This is a genomic window from Microbacterium sp. 22296 (genome assembly GCF_052045385.1).
Lineage (GTDB): Bacteria > Actinomycetota > Actinomycetes > Actinomycetales > Microbacteriaceae > Microbacterium.
Window position 1 is genome coordinate 21389 of record NZ_JBQEOS010000003.1, and the last position, 15518, is coordinate 36906.

Sequence of the window (15518 nt, forward strand, 5' to 3'; positions counted from 1 at the left end):
GACATCGTGACGGTCGCGGACTCATCGGCCGGTGAAGCGCGGGGGGCGCTTGGCCTGGAACGCCGCGAAACCCTCGCGGTAGTCGGGGGTACGGGCGAGGACTGCCTGTGCACGGTTCTCGAGCGACATCGCCGCCCACAACCCGAGCTTCTCGTCGCGGATGGCCGCGACTAGGTGCTTGCTCGCGCGGAACGCCTCGGTCGGTCCCGCCGCCGCGCGACGGGCGGCGAGCGCGGTGGCATCCTGCACCTCGGATGCCGGCACCACCCGAGAGAAGAGTCCGGCGCGCACAGCTTCCTCACCGGTCAGCAGACGGCCGGTGTAGATGAGATCCAGCGTGGCGTGCGAGCCGAGGCGCTCGACGAACAGGCTGTGTCCCCCGGAGTCGAGGACCGCCCCCAGCGCGGCGAAGGGCGAACCGATCTTCGCGGTGTCGGCGACGAAGACGACGTCGGTGGCGATGAGCAGGCCGAGCCCGACGCCCAGGCACGCGCCGTGGGCGACCGCGAACGTCGGCGCCGGAAAGGCCGCCATCCGGCGCAGCAGCGGGGTGAGGGTGCCGTCGAGGTATCCGGCGACGTCGTCGGTGGCCGGGTCGACGCCCGAGATGTCGCGCCCGGCGCAGAACGACGGGCCCTCGCCGCGCAGCAGCACGGCGCGCGCCTCGTCGGCCTCGGCACGGTCGTATGCGTCGGCGAGCGCGTGCAGGTCGTCGAGACCCAGCGCGTTGCGGCGCGCGGGGGCGTCGAGGGTCACGGTGGCGAGCCCGTCGGCGAAGGCGTAGTCGATCACGGCATCCCTCAGCCGTCGTAGTCGACGCGTACAGCGTCGGACGTCGGATGGGACTGACAGGTGAGGACGAACCCGCGCTCGATCTCGTCGGGTTCGAGGGCGTAGTTCTCGGTCATCGCCACGGAGCCCTCGATCACGCGCGCGCGGCAGGTGCCGCACACGCCTCCGGCGCACGCGAACGGCACGTCGGGGCGGACGCGGAGGGCGGCGGCCAGGATCGTCTCGTTCGCCGCGACCGGGCTGTCCACGTGCGCCGCCTGCCCGTCGAGGGTGAAGAAGATCGAGCGGACGGGCTCGTCGGCGCGCACCCGCACGGCACGCGCTCCCCCCGTCTGCGCGGGAGAGTCGGCGTCACCGGCGGTGAACAGCTCGAAGCGCACGCGCTCCCCCGGCACCCCGGACTCGGCGAGCACCTGACGGCAGAGCTCGACGAGAGCGAAGGGTCCGCAGAGCAACCACTCGTCGACGGATGCCGGATCGATCAGCCGCGACAGGATCAGGCGGAGGCGCTCGTGGTCGAGACGACCCGAGAAGACGGGAGCGACGCGCTGCTCCCGCGAGAGCACGTGGTGCAACGTCACGCGCGCGGGATGCTGATCCTTGAGGTCGGCGAGCTCGTCGACGAACATCACGTCGGTCGAGGAACGGTTGACGAAGACGATCGTCACGCGCGCATCGGCGGAACTCTCGAGCACACTGGCGGCGAGCGCCATGATCGGGGTGATGCCGGACCCCGCGGCGATCGCGACGACGTGACCGCCGGCCGGCGCCCGCGAGACGAAGGTGCCCCGGGGGCTCATGACCTCGATCTCATCTCCGGGCCGGAGACTCTCGTGGACCCACCGGGAGAATCGCCCGTCGGGGTCGCGTTTGACGCCGACGCTGATGGTCCCGCGGGTGGGCGGCCGGCACAGCGAGTACGAGCGGCGGAGGTCGTGGCCGTCGACGGTGGCGCGGAGGGCGACGTACTGCCCGGGCGCGTAGGCGAAGGCGTCCGCGAGGGCGTCGGGGACCGCGAGGGTCACCTCCACGGACGTCGCGGTCAGCGGGCGCACCTCGGCGACGCGCAGGGGGTGGAAGCGGGCGCGGGAACGCGGGACGGGGTCGGCCACCGCGGGACCGGGGGTCGTGGCATCCGTGAGGCTCATCACAGGGCCTTGAAGTGGTCGAAGGGTTCGAGGCACGCGCGGCATTCCCAGAGGGACTTGCACGAAGTGGAGCCGAAGCGCGACACCTCTCGGGTGTCGAGGGAGCCGCACCGGGGGCACGCGACGCTGAGCGCGAGGCGGATGGGGCCGGCGGGGGCGCGTCCGGTGGGCGGGGCGATGCCGTACGCGGTGAGCTTGCGGCGGCCGGCTTCGCTCATCCAGTCGGTGGTCCAGGCCGGGGTCAGCGTCGTGCGCACCACGACGTGGTCGTATCCGGCCGAGGTCAGGGCGAGGAGGATGTCGTCGCGGATGGCCTCGACCGCGGGGCATCCGGAGTAGGTGGGCGTGATGGTGACGGTCACGCTGTCGTCGTCGAGGCGCACCTCGCGCAGGACGCCGAGGTCGTCGATGGTGAGCACGGGCACCTCGGGATCGACGACGGCGGCGACAATCGCCCGTGCGTGCTCGACGGTCGCGGTCACCACGTCGCCCCCGGGTGTCGGCGTGCCAGCACCTGCATCTCGGCGAGCAGCGGACCGAAGGCGGGGTGATGGATGCCGCGGCGCCCCCCGGCCGAGGAGGCGGCCACGTCGGGATGGGGCACGTCCTCCTCGGCGAGCACGGCGTCGATCACGGCATCCGCTCGCGCGCGGAGGGTCGAGGGGCGCACCGCCACGCCCTCGAGACGGTCGTGCAGAGCGTCGTCGCGGAACAGCTCGTCGAGGAAGGGCCAGGTGTCGTCGAGGGCGACGAGCAGACGCCGACGCGACTCGTCCGTGCCTCCGGCGAGGCGCAGCATCCACTGCACGGCGTGGTCGCGGTGGTAGTCGACCTCTTTCTCGGCCTTGGCGGCGACGGCTGCCAGGACCGGGTCGGCGGATGCCGTGAGGTCGCGGTACAGCTCGAGGAGGTACGTCGACGCCAGCAGCTGCCGCACGATCGTGTGCGCGAAGTCGCCGTTGGGAAGCTCGAACAGCCAGGCGCTGCGGAACTCCGCTTCGTCGCGGCCGTAGGCGAGATCGTCTTCGGAGCGGCCGTCGTGGCTGCCGGCGTACCGCAACAGGGAACGCGCGTGGCCGAGGAGGTCGAGCGCGATGTTGCCCAGGGCGACGTCCTCCTCGAGCTCGGGGGCGCGGGCGATCCACCCGCACAGGTTCTGCGCGAGGATCAGCGCGTCGTCGCCGAGGCGCAGCGCGTACGCGGCGACGTCGGGGTCGCTCGCCCGCTCGTCGCCGCCCAGCAGCTCGGCGGAGAGTTCGCGCGCGTCGACCGAGACGTCGCCGTGGGGGGCGTCGCCGCGGGGTGCGGGCCCGGGGGCTTCGACGGGCTCAGCCACCGGCGCGGCAGGCGCTCCAGGTCCCTGAGCCTGTCGATGGGACCGGGACCCGTGGACCGAGGTGCTCACAGGTGCGGCACCCCCTCGGACGCGGTGTACGAGACCGCGTGCCGGTAGTTCTTTCCCGCCGCCGATTCGAAGAAGGCGCCCTTGGCTCCCGGGTCGCTGGTGGTCACGGCATCCGAGGGGACGACCCAGATCGACACGCCCTCTCCGCGGCGCGTGTAGAGGTCGCGGGCGTTGCGCACGGCGAGCTCGGCGTCGGGCGCGTGGAGCGAGCCGACGTGCACGTGGCTCAGGCCGCGGCTCGCGCGCACGAAGACCTCCCAGAGCGCCCAGGTCTCGGCGGGGCTGCCGCCCGGCGTGGCCATCAGGCGGCCACCGTCTCAGCGCGGGCGGCGTTCTTCTTCGCCGCATAGGCGGCCGCGGCCTCGCGCACCCACGCGCCCTCCTCATGCGCGTCGCGGCGGTGCTGCAAGCGGGCCGTGTTGAGCGGTCCCCGGCCGGCGAGCACCTCGTGAAACTCGGTCCAGTCGATCTCGCCCATCTCGTAGCGCCCCGTCTCGTCGTCGAAACGCAGATCGGGATCGGGCAGCGTCACCCCCAGCACGGCCGCCTGCGGTACGAGCATCGACACGAAGCGCTGCCGGAGGTCGTCGTTGCTGAAGCGCTTGATGTTCCACGCCATCGACTGCGCCGAGTTGGGCGAGTCGTCGTCGGGCGGTCCGAACATCATCAGGCTCGGCCAGTACCAGCGGTTCACGGCGTCCTGCGCCATCTCCCGCTGGGCGTCGGTGCCCCGCATCAGCGTGAGCAGGATCTCGAACCCCTGACGTTGGTGGAACGACTCCTCCTTGCAGATGCGCACCATCGCCCGGGCGTACGGGCCGTAGGAGGCGCGGCACAGGGGCACCTGGTTGCAGATCGCGGCGCCGTCCACGAGCCAGCCGATGGCGCCGACGTCGGCCCAGGTCGGGGTGGGGTAGGTGAAGATCGACGAGTAGCGTGCCTTTCCGTCGACCAGCTGCTGCGTCATCTCGTCGCGCGTGATGCCGAGGGTCTGGGCGGCGGAGTAGAGGTAGAGGCCGTGCCCCGCCTCGTCCTGCACCTTGGCGAGCAGGATCGCTTTGCGCTGCAGGCTCGGGGCACGGGTGATCCACGCCCCCTCGGGCTGCATGCCGATGATCTCGGAGTGCGCATGCTGCGAGATCTGCCGGATGAGCGTGCGGCGGTACGCCTCCGGCATCCAGTCGCGGGGCTCGATACGGCCATCGGCCTCGATGAGGGCGTCGAACAGCGCCTCGCCGTCGTGCACATCGGGGGCGGGTGCGGTCATCGTCATCGTCGACTCCTTTTACAGACCGATCGTTCGGTAAAAGTCTAGCGGGGGCCGCTTCGACCCGCTACGTGGCGTGCGCGTGCCCTGGCTGCGCGGGACCGGCCCCGCAATCGAGGTCCCTGAGCCTGTCGAAGGGACCGGCGCCCGCGCACGCGCCGGAGGCTTCGACGAGCTCAGCCACCGGCGTCGAAGGGACCGGCACCCGCGCACGCGCCGGAGGCTTCGACGAGCTCAGCCACCGGCGTCGAAGGGACCGGCACCCGCTACACGCCGGAGGTCGCCGGATCACGCGAGCACCGCCGCCGGCTGCCACGTCTTTGCCACGAGCGTCAGCACGTCGTACTGNCGTCGCGCTGGTTGCGGATCACGGCATCCCACCGCACCTCGCCGTACTCGTCGGTCTCGCGCGGGGTGATCTGCTTCGCCGTCAGCGCGACGCGGATGCGGTCTCCCGGCGACACGGGGGTGACGAAACGCAGGTTCTCCAGGCCGGAGTTGGCCAGCACCGGCCCCGGCGCGGGGTCGACGAACAGCCCCGCCGCCCACGACACGAGCAGGTAGCCGTGCGCGACGCGCCCCGGGAAGAAAGGGTTCGCCGCGGCCGACTCCTCGTCCATGTGCGCATAGAAGGTGTCGCCGGTGAACCGCGCGAACACCTCGATGTCGTCGAGGGTGACCTCGCGCTCGGCCGACTCCACGGCATCCCCGATCCGAAGATCCGACAGAGACTTCCGGAAGGGGTGGATGCCGGTGGTGTCTGTGTCGGCTCCCGGATGCCACACCCCGGTCAACGCGGTCAGCATGCGCGGCGAGCCCTGGATCGCGGTCCGCTGCATGTGGTGGAGCACCGAGCGGATGCCGCCGAGCTCCTCGCCGCCGCCCGCGCGGCCGGGGCCGCCGTGCACGAGGTGGGGAACCGGTGCGCCGTGGCCGGTGGAGGTGCGGGCGTCGTCGCGGTCGAGGAAGAGCACGCGACCGTTCATCGCGCCCATGCGGGTGAGCAGTTCGATCGCGACGTCGGGGTCGTGGGTGGCGACGCTGGTGACGAGCGACCCGCCGCCCCGGCTGACGATGGTCGCGGCATCGGCGACGGCGGTGTATTCGACGATGCTGGCGACCGGCCCGAACGCTTCGACGTCGTTGACGGCCGGGGTCGCGGCATCCGAGAAGGCCAGCAGCATGGGCTGGAGGAAGGCGCCGTCGGCGGGCGTGCCCTCGGGCGCCTCGGCGGATCCCACCACGAAGCGCCCACCGGCGTCGGTCAGAACGCGAACCTGCCGGAGCACCTCATCGCGCTGGTCCATCGAGACCACTGGCCCCATCGTCACCCCCTCGACCCGCGGGTCGCCGATGACCACGCGCTCGGCGATCTTCGCGCGCAGGGCTGCGGCCACGGCATCCGTCATCCCCGTCGGCACGATCGCGCGACGGATCGCGGTGCACTTCTGCCCCGCTTTGGTGGTCAGCTCCACCAGCAGCTGCTTCACGTACGCGTCGAACTCCGGGGTGCCGGGCACCGCGTCGGGGCCGAGGATGGAGGCGTTGATCGAGTCGGTCTCACTCGTGAAGCGCACGCCGGGCTTCGCCTGGGCGCGCAGGCGCTCGGCAGTGGACGCACTCCCGGTGAACCCCACGGTGTCGCCGACGTCGAGCAGATCGAACAGGCCCGGGACCCCGCCGCTCACCAGCTGCAGCGCCCCCTCGGGCAGCAGCCCCGTCTCGACGACCATGCGCACCCACGCCTCGGCGATGTAGGCCGTCGGGGTCGCGGGCTTGACGATCGTGGGAAGACCCGCGAGGAAGGCCGGTGCGAACTTCTCGAGCGCGCCCCACATGGGGAAGTTGAAGGCGTTGATCTGCACCGCGATGCCCGATAGCCGCGTGTACACGTGCCGGCCCAGGAACGACCCGTCCTTCGACAGCGGCTCGACCGGACCGTCGAGCACCACCCCACTCGCGGGCAGCTCGCGACGCGCCTTCGACGAGAGGGTGAAGAGCACGCCGATGCCGCCGTCGATGTCGCTGAGCGAGTCGCGACGGGTGGAGCCGGAGCGCATCGACAGCGCGTACAGCTCCTCGCGGCGTTCGTTCAGCGCGATCGCGAGGTTCTTCAACACCATGGCGCGCTGGGGGAAGGTCAACGACCCGAGGCTTCTCCGGCCCTCGCGGCGGGCGTAGGCGACCGCGCCGACCAGATCGAGACCGCGAGTACTGACCCGCACGATCTCCTCGCCCGTGGAGGCGTCGCGCACTCCGGCGGCGTCGGGATCCTCCGCGGGCGTCCACCACGCTCCACTCACGTAGCTGGGGAGAAACGTCATCCTTCACTCCATTCGTAGAAACCTCGGCCGGTCTTGCGGCCCAGGTGCCCCTGGGCGACGAGCTCTCGCAGCAGCGCGGGCGGGGTGAAGCGCGCACCGAACGCGCGCTCGAGTTCTTCGGCGATCCCCAGCCGCACGTCGAGACCGACCACGTCGGTCGTGCGCAGGGGGCCCATCGGATGCCGATAGCCCAGCTCCATCGCCGTGTCGATGTCGCGCGCCGAGGCGACACCCTCCTCGAGCATGCGGATGGCCTCGAGGCCCAGGGCGACGCCGAGGCGGCTGGAGGCGAAGCCCGGCGTGTCGCGCACGACGACGGCGGTCTTGCCGATGGCCTCGACCCACTGCGTCGCTCGCTCGATCACCCCCGGGTGCGTGCGCGCGCCGGTCACGACCTCGACCAGCGCCGAGGACGGCACGGGGTTGAAGAAGTGCAGACCGAGGAACCGCTCGGGGTGCGCGAGCGATGCGGCGAGCGCGTCGATCGAGATCGAGGAGGTGTTGGATGCCACGACCGCGGCCTCGTCGACGACCTCCGCTATCCGCCGGAGGGCGTCGAGCTTGAGGGTTCGATCCTCGGGGACGGCCTCGACGACGAGCCCGGCACCGGCCAGCGCGGCGAGATCGGTGCCGAGGGTGAGGGTGTCGGCATCCGGAACCGTCCTCCCCCGCGCCGCGGAGCGGTCGAGAGCCGTCTCGACGCGGGAGCGCGCTTGGGCGGCGGCCGCGGCGTCGCGCTCCACGACGTGCACGCGGGCACCGGCGAGCAGGAAGGCGTGGGCGATGCCGGCTCCCATGCGACCTCCGCCGAGCACGCCGACGGTGGCGGGGAGGGATGCCGCAGCCGCGGCGCCCGTAGCCTCGCGAGCCGCGCAGGAGTCGGGAGGGCCGCTAGCCGCGGCGGAGTCGAGGCGACCGCGAGCCGCGGCGGACTCAGGACGGGGAGGGAGAGCCGGGGCGCCGTGGAGGGTCATCGCTTCTTCCTCTCGAGGAACGCGGTCATGCGGGCGCGTTTGTCGGCGGTGTCGAACAGCTCGGCCTGCAGCTCGCCGTCGATCGCAGGGTGCGCGGCTCTCGGTGCGAGCAGGGCGCGCTTGGTGAGGATGGTGGCGCGGGCGGAGTTCTGCGCGATCCGGTCGACGGTCCCGTGGGCGGCATCGAGCAGGGCGTCGGGTTCGTGCACGCTCGACAGCAGCCCCCAGGCCAGGGCCTCGTCGGCGTCGATCACGCGCGTCGTCAGCAGCAGTTCGCTCGCTCGGGCGTGGCCCACGATCTCGGGCAGACGCCAGGCGGCACCCGCGGCGGCGATGATGCCGAGACCGGGTTCGGGGTTGCCGAAGCGCGCGCGCGGCGTACCGAGACGGATGTCGGCGGCGTACGCGAGCTCCGCTCCCCCGCCCAGGGCGAACCCGTCGACGGCGGCGATCACGGGCATCGGCAGGCGGCGGATGCGGTCGAAAGCGGTGGCGTTGATGCCCCGGCGCGCGTCGTCGGCCGTGCGCTCGCGCAACTCGGCGATATCGGCGCCGGAAGCGAAGATCCCGCCCGCACCGGTGAGGATCAGCGTGCGCGGATGCCGCTCGAGCTCCGCGCAGAGCGCGTGCAGCTCGTCGATCATGGCCCGGTCGATCGCATTGCGGCGGTCGGGGCGGTCGAGGGTGGCGACGACGCGGTCGTCCGCCAGCGCGACCCGCAGACGCGGTGTTCCCTGCTCGACAGGGGTGCGCGCACCGCCGGTGCGAACCGCGTCCGACATCGCCCCTCTCTTCCCCGCCGACGTCGGCGGATCGCACGACCTCGACGTCGAGTTTCAGACCGATCGTTCAGTAATCATGCCAGGTCAAGGCGCCGGCAGCAACGCGCACCACGGCATCCCCGACCCTCCCGAGCGCACGCCGCTCGCACGCGGCGGATCACCGGCCTCATCGGACGAGCGATTCCGAGTGCGGTGAGGGGGACGACCGCTCGTCGCGACCCGACGATGATCGAAGAAACGGTGCCCCCGACAGGATTCGAACCTGCGACGCCCGCGTTAGGAGTGCGGCGCTCTATCCCCTGAGCTACGAAGGCGGGATGCGACCAGTTTAGTGCGCGGCGGTCGGCGGGTCGGGTGCGCGTTCATGGACCACTTCGGCGGGTGTGCGATGCGGGGCGGGTGAGTGTCTCAGTCGGCGGTATCCCGGGCGCCCACGCGATGACGCAGCCCCTCGATGAGCCCGTCGTCCCAGCGGCCGGGCTCGGCCGGCGTCGCCTGGCGCACGTCGACACCGTCGGGACCGACGGTCGCCACGCACAGCAACAGCGACTCCAGCACGTGACCGTCGTGCGCGTCGCGCCGCAGCACCGATGCCGACGGGTCGCTCGTCGCGTGCGCCACGACGTCGAGCCACGGCATCCACCAGTCGTCACCGTTCCCGATGCCCGCGCGACGGAACTCGTCGAGCCAGCGCCCGATCCGCGGGGTCGCCGGGTCGTCGACCGCGTGGTGGGCGACCATGTGGGTGCCGGGCGCGATCCGCGTGCGGCGGGCCTCGAGGCCGTCCCACTCCACGAGGTGGGCGCCGTCGGCATCCACCTCGACGAGGTTGAACCCCCGCGTGTCCGGACGCTCCGGGATGCCGGCTCCCACCGCATCGAGTGGGATGCTGCCGCGGCTGACGACCTCGTCATCGGAACGAGAAGACAGGTCCTGCCGGTTGAGCAGCACCGCCAGTCGTCCCGCGTCGGGGTCGACGGTCAGCCAGGCACCGCCCGCGCGGTCGTCGCGAACGCCCAGGATGCCGCCGCGCTCCGGCCACCACGGTCCGAGACCGCGCCATGGCCGGTCGCGCTCCTCATCGCGGACGGCGAGCAGGCGAACGGGCTCGCCCGCGGTCTCCGGAACGTCGATCACGACCGTGCACATTCCGTCCACGCTACCCGCGCGCGGGCGCCGCGGGCTCCCCCGACCATCGCACCCGCCACCCCGTCGGGCGGCCAGGCTTGCGACCCGAAGCACCCCGTTTCCGGCGGTGATGCACGGCGCGCTCTCGTGACACGCCCGTGCGCGTGACACGGCGCGTGCGCCGGGTCGCCCCGCCGCGACAGCCGACCTGGAAGACTGGGCCCATGTTCGTCGTGGTGGGAGTGACCGGCGGCATCGCCGCGTACAAGACCGTCAGCCTCGTGCGGTTGCTCGTGAAGGCGGGGCACGACGTGCACGTCGTCCCCACCGCCGACGCGCTCCGGTTCGTCGGTCTGCCGACGTGGGAGTCGCTCAGCCGCAACCCCGTCACGACGTCGGTGCACGACGACGTCGCGAGCGTGCGCCACGTCGCCCTCGGGCAGTCGGCCGATCTCGTCATCGTCGCCCCCGCCACCGCCAACACCCTCGCCGCGATGGCCGCGGGACTGGCATCCGATCTGCTCGGCACGACGCTGCTCGCCACGACCGCTCCGGTGGTCGTCGCCCCGGCGATGCACACCGAGATGTGGCGGCACCCGGCGACCACGCACAACATGGAAGTGCTCCGCGCCCGCGGCGTGCACGTGGTCGGTCCCGCCGACGGCGTCCTGACGGGCGGAGACTCCGGGCCCGGGCGCATGTCGGAGCCAGAGGAGATCGTCGCTGCGGCCCTCGCCCTCGTCGAGCGTCCGCGTGACCTGGCCGGCCTGTCGATCGTCGTCAGCGCCGGCGGCACACGGGAGCCGATCGATCCGGTGCGCTTCATCGGCAACCGCTCGAGCGGACGCCAGGGCGTCGCCATCGCACGCGCCGCCGCCGACCGCGGCGCCGACGTCACGCTCGTCGCCGCGCACCTCGACGCCGACGTCCGACCGGACCCGCGGGTCGAGGTGATCGTCGCGGGAACCGCAGACGATCTCGGAAGGACGATGGATGCCGTGGCCCCCGGCGCCGACGTGATCGTCATGGCCGCGGCCGTCGCCGATTACTCCGTGGCTGCGGTCGCCGACCACAAGCTCCGCAAGCAGGACTCCCCCGGCGGGCTGACACTCGAGCTCGTCGAGAACCGCGACATCGTGGCGGGCTTGGTGGCCCACCGCCGCGACGGTCAGACCATCGTCGCCTTCGCCGCCGAGACGGTGGCCGACGAGGACGAGCTGCGCGAGCGCGCCCGTGCGAAGGCCGCACGGAAGGGCGTCGACCTGCTCGCGGCGAATGCGGTCGGCTGGGCGCAGGGTTTCGAGACCGCCGACAACGCCCTCACGATCGTCGGACGCGACGGAGACGTCGTCGCCACGGCATCCGGGTCGAAGGACGACACGGCGCACGCGTTGCTCGATGCGATCGTCGCGAGCCGCCGGACGACGGCGAGCTGACGGCCGCACACACCGACCGCCGACGCGTGTTCGCCGCCGTCCGCGCACCCGTGGTGGGGCCTACCTCACCGGCAGCCGGTCCAGGGCAGCGACGATCTCCTCGGGCTCGGTGCGCGTGGTGTAGTCGACGTGCACGTCGGCGAAGCGCACGACGCCCGTCTCGTCGATGACGTAGACCGACGGGAACGGCACCCGCGCGGTGTCGTCGGCGTTGCTGTCGGCCACGTCGAAGCCGAGCTCCGTGTGCGCGGCCCGCGCGGCGGCGCTGGGTTCGGTGACGATGCCGAACTTCCCCGCGAGGACGTTGCCGGGGTCCGACAGCACCGCGAAGGAGAGGGATCCATTCGTCGCGCTCTGCGCCGACCCATCGGGCGTCTGCGGCGACACGGCGATCAGCCCCACGCCACGCTCGCCCAGAGCCGGAACCAGAGTCTCCTGGTAGGAGCGCAGAGTGATGTTGCAGTACGGGCACCACGCGCCGCGATAGAACACCACCACGGTGACGGCCCCACCACGCGCTGTCGAGAACGTCGTCGTCGACCCGTCGACCTCGATCAGGTCGGCATCGGGAGCCGGATCGCCGACGCCGAGCGCCGCGTCGGGCACGCCGGCGCTGCGCAGATCGGTCTGCTCACCGGCGAAGACCCCGGCCAGGCGGTCCCCGATCTGCGCGTCGAACCCCGTTGTGAAGTCGTCGATCTGCTGAGCGATGGACGGTACGGACATGAGCGGCCTCCCCGGCGTCGTCGGCGTCTGGCGCCGGTTCCCGCAGCGTGTGCGGGCCGGCGAGGGGCGCGGCCTATTTCGTCACGCGGCGAGATACGACGTCATCGGACGTCACCGGCACACACGGGGCGTAGCCCGTGCACCGGCTACGCCCCGCGGGCGCCCGAGCGACGTGCATCGGCTACGCCCCGCGGGCGCCGAGCGACGTGCGCCGGAGCCGCAGCGCAGCCGAAGCCGACACGGAGCCGGAGCCGGAGCCGGAGCCGGAGCGCAACTGCAGCCGAAGCCACAACGCGATCGACCGGGTCGTCACCCCGGTGTCGCGACGGGTGCGCCGCGCGACCCCCGGGGCGCCCCGACCTCAATACCCGTAGCTGTACTGCAACTCCTGAATCACCGAGAACACTTGCGTGAGCAGGATGACGAGCCAGATGCCCGCGATGATCCAGGTCAGGACGGTGACACCGATCGCTGCCCAAAGAGGAGCGAGGCCCTTCCCCGTGTGGCGGCGCACGATGACGCTGCGCCCGATGATGTAGACGAGGCCGCTGCCGATCGCGAGCACGAAGAGGCTCCACGCCCAGTGGAAGGGCCGCTCGATGCCGCGGGAGCGCAGCTGCCGCCAGTCCAGGAAGGCGAACAGCACGGTGACGCCCGCCAGCACGAGACTCAGGATCGACGACACCACCGTGAGCAGCGTGCCGGCCATCGACGGGCCCGCCAGGGACTCGGAGTACAGATCGTTGTACACCGACTCCCGCACGAACGAACCCCAGTCGAACGCGAACAGACTCAGCACGCCCACCAGCGGCAGGGCGACGAGGAGCCAGATCCACACGGTGTTCGTGTTGAGGTCACGCTGAGGGGCGGTGCCGTGGTGTACCGGCGGCGCGGACCCGTACGCCGGGGCGCCCGCGGTGGGTGCTCCGGGATACACCGGCGCGCCGGTGGAGGCTGCTCCCGGGTACGCGGGGGCACCGGTCGAGGCGGCTCCCGGGTACGCGGGGGCACCGGTCGAGGCGGCTCCCGGGTACGCGGGGGCACCGGTCGACGTCGCCGAGGCGGGGGCACCCGGATACGCCGACGGCGAGGGCGACACCGGGGCGACGGGAGGGGTGACCGACGATGCCGCGGGAGCAGCCGCGGCGGCGGCCGCTGCCACGGAGCCGGCGCCTGCTGCGGCGGCGGGAGCGATCTGCGGGTCGTGGGCGGCGGGCGAGTCCTGGGCGGCGCGCGAGTCCTGGGCGGCGCGCGAGTCCTGGGCGGCGGACGGGTCCTGAGCGGCGAACGGATCCTGAGCGGCGGACGGCTCCTGCGCAGCGGGCGAACCGAGGGTCGCGGCCGACTCACCCGGCGTCGACGAGGTGACCGCGGGGGTGTCGTCGTGCCCGAGGGGATCGTCGTCGTTCGCGCGATGACCTTCGTGCGCGGCGGAGGCGTCGGCAGCAGACGCTGACGATCCGCCCTCTCCACCGAAGGATTGGTTCGTCATCTCATCCTCGGCACGGTGGTCGTCAGACGGCTCGGTCACCGAGGTGACCGCGTCGCGGTCGGTGGCATCGATCCGCGAGGCGTCGACCCGCGAGGCGTCGTCATCGGTCGACACCGTGACATCGTCCTCCTCGCGAGAGGAGAACGGTGCGCTCCCGTCCGTCGCGCGCACCTCGTCGGTCCACGACGTGCCGTTCCATCGGCGGAGGCCACCACCCCCGGCGGGATCGGGGTACCAGCCATCGGGCGGAGTGGGTGTGTCGGTCATGGCGCTCCCTGTCTGATGCGGAACGGGCGGGATGGGCCCGAGTCTAGTGAGGGCACGACGACGCCGTCGGACGCGCGGACGTCACCGTCAGGGCACGACGGGGCGCTCTTCCTCGTAGAGGGCTCTGACCTGTTCGGCCGTGAGAGCGCGGTCCCACACACGAACGCGGGCGAAGGTGCCTTCGGCGTAGTTGCCGACGGTCGAGGCCATCTGCACCGCGCCGACCGTGAACTCGGCGGGGCTCGGGTTCAGACCGTCGGGGTAGGGGTACGGGTTCTTCATGGAGATGTTGCCGAACTTGTCCTTCAGCGGCCCCAGGGGAACCGAGAGTCCATCGAGATACGAAACGGCTTCCCGACCGTCGTACGTGCCGACGTGCAGTTGCCAGACGCGGCGGGTGAAGGTCTGTCCGGACGCCGAATAGTCGATCGAGAACGGGTGACCAGCCGTGGGCCCTCCCGTCCGCGATACGTGGAAGTTTCCGCGTTCGTCTCCGCCATACGTGGAGAGGTCGTAGAAGAGTCCGTACGACCTGCGCGGATCGCCACTCGACTCCGACCACATGCCGGCGATGAACCCGGCGTTGTCGTCGGTCATCAGCACCCAGGCCGCGACGGTGACCGCTCCCCCACCCGCTCCGACGTTCAAGCGCCCGACGGAGTCCCGGTGCAGTCGCAGGAAGCTCTTGCCGGGCAGGTTCACTCCCCGCCCGAACGGCGTCGCGACGGTGGTCGCGCGCACGTTGCCCGCGTGTTGAAGCGGAAGGTCTCCGGCGGTCGTGCGGAACGGAGCGGCGGCCTCCTCGAACCGCCATTCGGCGATCGGGGCGGGCACGTCGACGGGACCGGACGTTGTCGGAGTCGGTGCGGGCGTCGGACTCGAAGTGGGTGCAAGGCTCGCCGTCGGTGCCGCGGTCGGCGTCGGGCTCGGGCTCGATGTGGGTGTCGGGGTCGGGGTGGGGGTCGCCGTCGGAGTCGATGAGGGTGCCGCGGTCGCGGTCGGCGAGGGGCTCGGCGAGGGCGCTTCGGTGTCGCTCGGAGTCGGCCCGGGCGTCGGCACCACGGTCGGCGAGGGCGAGGCGCTCGGTGTGGGCGTCGGCGCCACGGTCGGGCTCGGCGTCGACGTGACGGAAGGACTCGGCGTCGGGCCTGCGTCGGCACCGGCGGAGGTCACGGTGAGGGCGTCCAATGTCACGTTCGAGTTCTGCGCCGCGGCGGACTTCTGGCCCGTCGCGGTCACGGTGAGCGTGTGCGCGCCGGGAGCGAGGTCGGCTCGCTCGTACAGAACCGTGTTGAACACGTTCGACGGCGCGTAGGCGTCGATGCGGGCGGAGAGAACCCCGTCGATTCGGACCTCGCTGATACCGCTCAGGGGAGTCTTGCGCCCGTGGATGCGGATGCCCGTGCCCTCGAAGTCGTACGAGTAAGAGGCGGCCGCGGCGTTCGCGTATTGCACGGAGCCGTTGTGATCGGCTTTGTTCGAGGTCTTACGCCACGAACCGCTGTAGGCGATGGTCGCGTCGAGCCCGTCGATGATGCGCACGGTCGGTGTGGAGGTCGCCGCGAACGACGGCGCACTGGCGGCCAGGGCGGGTGCGATGATCGCCAGGGCGGTGAGGACCGCCAGTCCGCGCGGCCGAGACCTCGTCGTGGGTGACATCGAGCGACTCCTTCGGCGCTGGTGAGGCAGGACCGAAGGTCGCCGAAGGCGCCCCCGTGCCCTGTCGCCCATCATGCCCCACCGTGTCATCGGAGGCGAGGAGTGATCGCCGACCGCC

13 protein-coding genes, 1 tRNA gene and 1 pseudogene are annotated in these 15518 nt (G+C 71.9%); 1 reads left to right on the forward strand and 14 read right to left on the reverse strand.

What is annotated here, in order from left to right; translation table 11 throughout:
- Positions 1-21: 21 nt before the first annotated feature.
- From ACTJJP_RS06375 to ACTJJP_RS06425, 11 genes and pseudogenes are all read right to left on the reverse strand, one after another.
- Positions 22-792, reverse strand: a complete 771-nt coding sequence (locus tag ACTJJP_RS06375) for an enoyl-CoA hydratase/isomerase family protein (protein WP_440774189.1) — start codon at positions 790-792, stop codon at positions 22-24.
- Positions 793-800: 8 nt separating this feature from the next.
- Entirely contained in the window at positions 801-1940 is a 1140-nt protein-coding gene (gene paaE / locus ACTJJP_RS06380; protein WP_440774190.1) for a 1,2-phenylacetyl-CoA epoxidase subunit PaaE, read from the reverse strand.
- Positions 1940-2425 (reverse strand): 1,2-phenylacetyl-CoA epoxidase subunit PaaD, encoded by a 486-nt coding sequence (paaD, locus tag ACTJJP_RS06385; protein WP_440774191.1) that lies wholly within the window; start codon positions 2423-2425, stop codon positions 1940-1942. Before paaD ends, paaE begins: the two co-directional genes overlap by 1 nt.
- Entirely contained in the window at positions 2419-3276 is an 858-nt protein-coding gene (gene paaC / locus ACTJJP_RS06390) for a 1,2-phenylacetyl-CoA epoxidase subunit PaaC (RefSeq protein ID WP_440774192.1), read from the reverse strand. Before paaC ends, paaD begins: the two co-directional genes overlap by 7 nt.
- Before the next feature lie 65 nt (positions 3277-3341).
- Entirely contained in the window at positions 3342-3647 is a 306-nt protein-coding gene (gene paaB / locus ACTJJP_RS06395; RefSeq protein ID WP_440774193.1) for a 1,2-phenylacetyl-CoA epoxidase subunit PaaB, read from the reverse strand.
- Positions 3647-4618 carry a 1,2-phenylacetyl-CoA epoxidase subunit PaaA gene (gene paaA / locus ACTJJP_RS06400; protein ID WP_440774194.1) on the reverse strand — a complete coding sequence of 324 codons (972 nt, stop codon included), beginning with the start codon at positions 4616-4618 and terminating at the stop codon, positions 3647-3649. Before paaA ends, paaB begins: the two co-directional genes overlap by 1 nt.
- A gap of 282 nt (positions 4619-4900) precedes the next feature.
- Positions 4901-6936 (reverse strand): annotated as a pseudogene (gene paaZ / locus ACTJJP_RS06405) (phenylacetic acid degradation bifunctional protein PaaZ).
- Positions 6933-7910 (reverse strand): 3-hydroxyacyl-CoA dehydrogenase family protein, encoded by a 978-nt coding sequence (locus ACTJJP_RS06410; RefSeq protein WP_440774195.1) that lies wholly within the window; start codon positions 7908-7910, stop codon positions 6933-6935. Before ACTJJP_RS06410 ends, paaZ begins: the two are co-directional and overlap by 4 nt.
- Positions 7907-8692, reverse strand: a complete 786-nt coding sequence (locus tag ACTJJP_RS06415) for an enoyl-CoA hydratase/isomerase family protein (RefSeq protein ID WP_440774196.1) — start codon at positions 8690-8692, stop codon at positions 7907-7909. The genes ACTJJP_RS06410 and ACTJJP_RS06415 overlap by 4 nt, the downstream gene beginning before the upstream one ends.
- 241 nt (positions 8693-8933) lie before the next feature.
- Positions 8934-9006: transfer RNA gene (locus tag ACTJJP_RS06420), tRNA-Arg, on the reverse strand.
- Positions 9007-9100: 94 nt separating this feature from the next.
- Positions 9101-9841, reverse strand: coding sequence for an NRDE family protein (locus ACTJJP_RS06425; RefSeq protein ID WP_440774197.1), 741 nt, complete (start codon positions 9839-9841; stop codon positions 9101-9103).
- 203 nt (positions 9842-10044) lie between these two features.
- Here ACTJJP_RS06425 and coaBC point away from each other — a divergent pair, with 203 nt between their 5' ends.
- The gene (gene coaBC / locus ACTJJP_RS06430; RefSeq protein ID WP_440774198.1) at positions 10045-11256 is read left to right on the forward strand and encodes a bifunctional phosphopantothenoylcysteine decarboxylase/phosphopantothenate--cysteine ligase CoaBC; all 1212 of its coding nucleotides are present in this window, start codon (positions 10045-10047) and stop codon (positions 11254-11256) included.
- Positions 11257-11316: 60 nt separating this feature from the next.
- On the opposite strand, the gene ACTJJP_RS06435 is transcribed toward coaBC, so the two are convergent.
- The 3 genes from ACTJJP_RS06435 to ACTJJP_RS06445 all read right to left on the reverse strand — a co-directional run bounded on the left by ACTJJP_RS06435 (position 11317) and on the right by ACTJJP_RS06445 (position 15400).
- The gene (locus tag ACTJJP_RS06435) at positions 11317-11982 is read right to left on the reverse strand and encodes a peroxiredoxin-like family protein (protein WP_440774199.1); all 666 of its coding nucleotides are present in this window, start codon (positions 11980-11982) and stop codon (positions 11317-11319) included.
- Between the two features lie 361 nt (positions 11983-12343).
- Positions 12344-13741, reverse strand: a complete 1398-nt coding sequence (locus ACTJJP_RS06440) for a DUF2510 domain-containing protein (protein ID WP_440774200.1) — start codon at positions 13739-13741, stop codon at positions 12344-12346.
- 87 nt (positions 13742-13828) lie between these two features.
- Positions 13829-15400: a LamG-like jellyroll fold domain-containing protein gene (locus tag ACTJJP_RS06445; RefSeq protein WP_440774201.1), complete on the reverse strand. Its 1572-nt coding sequence runs from the start codon at positions 15398-15400 to the stop codon at positions 13829-13831.
- Positions 15401-15518: the final 118 nt, after the last annotated feature.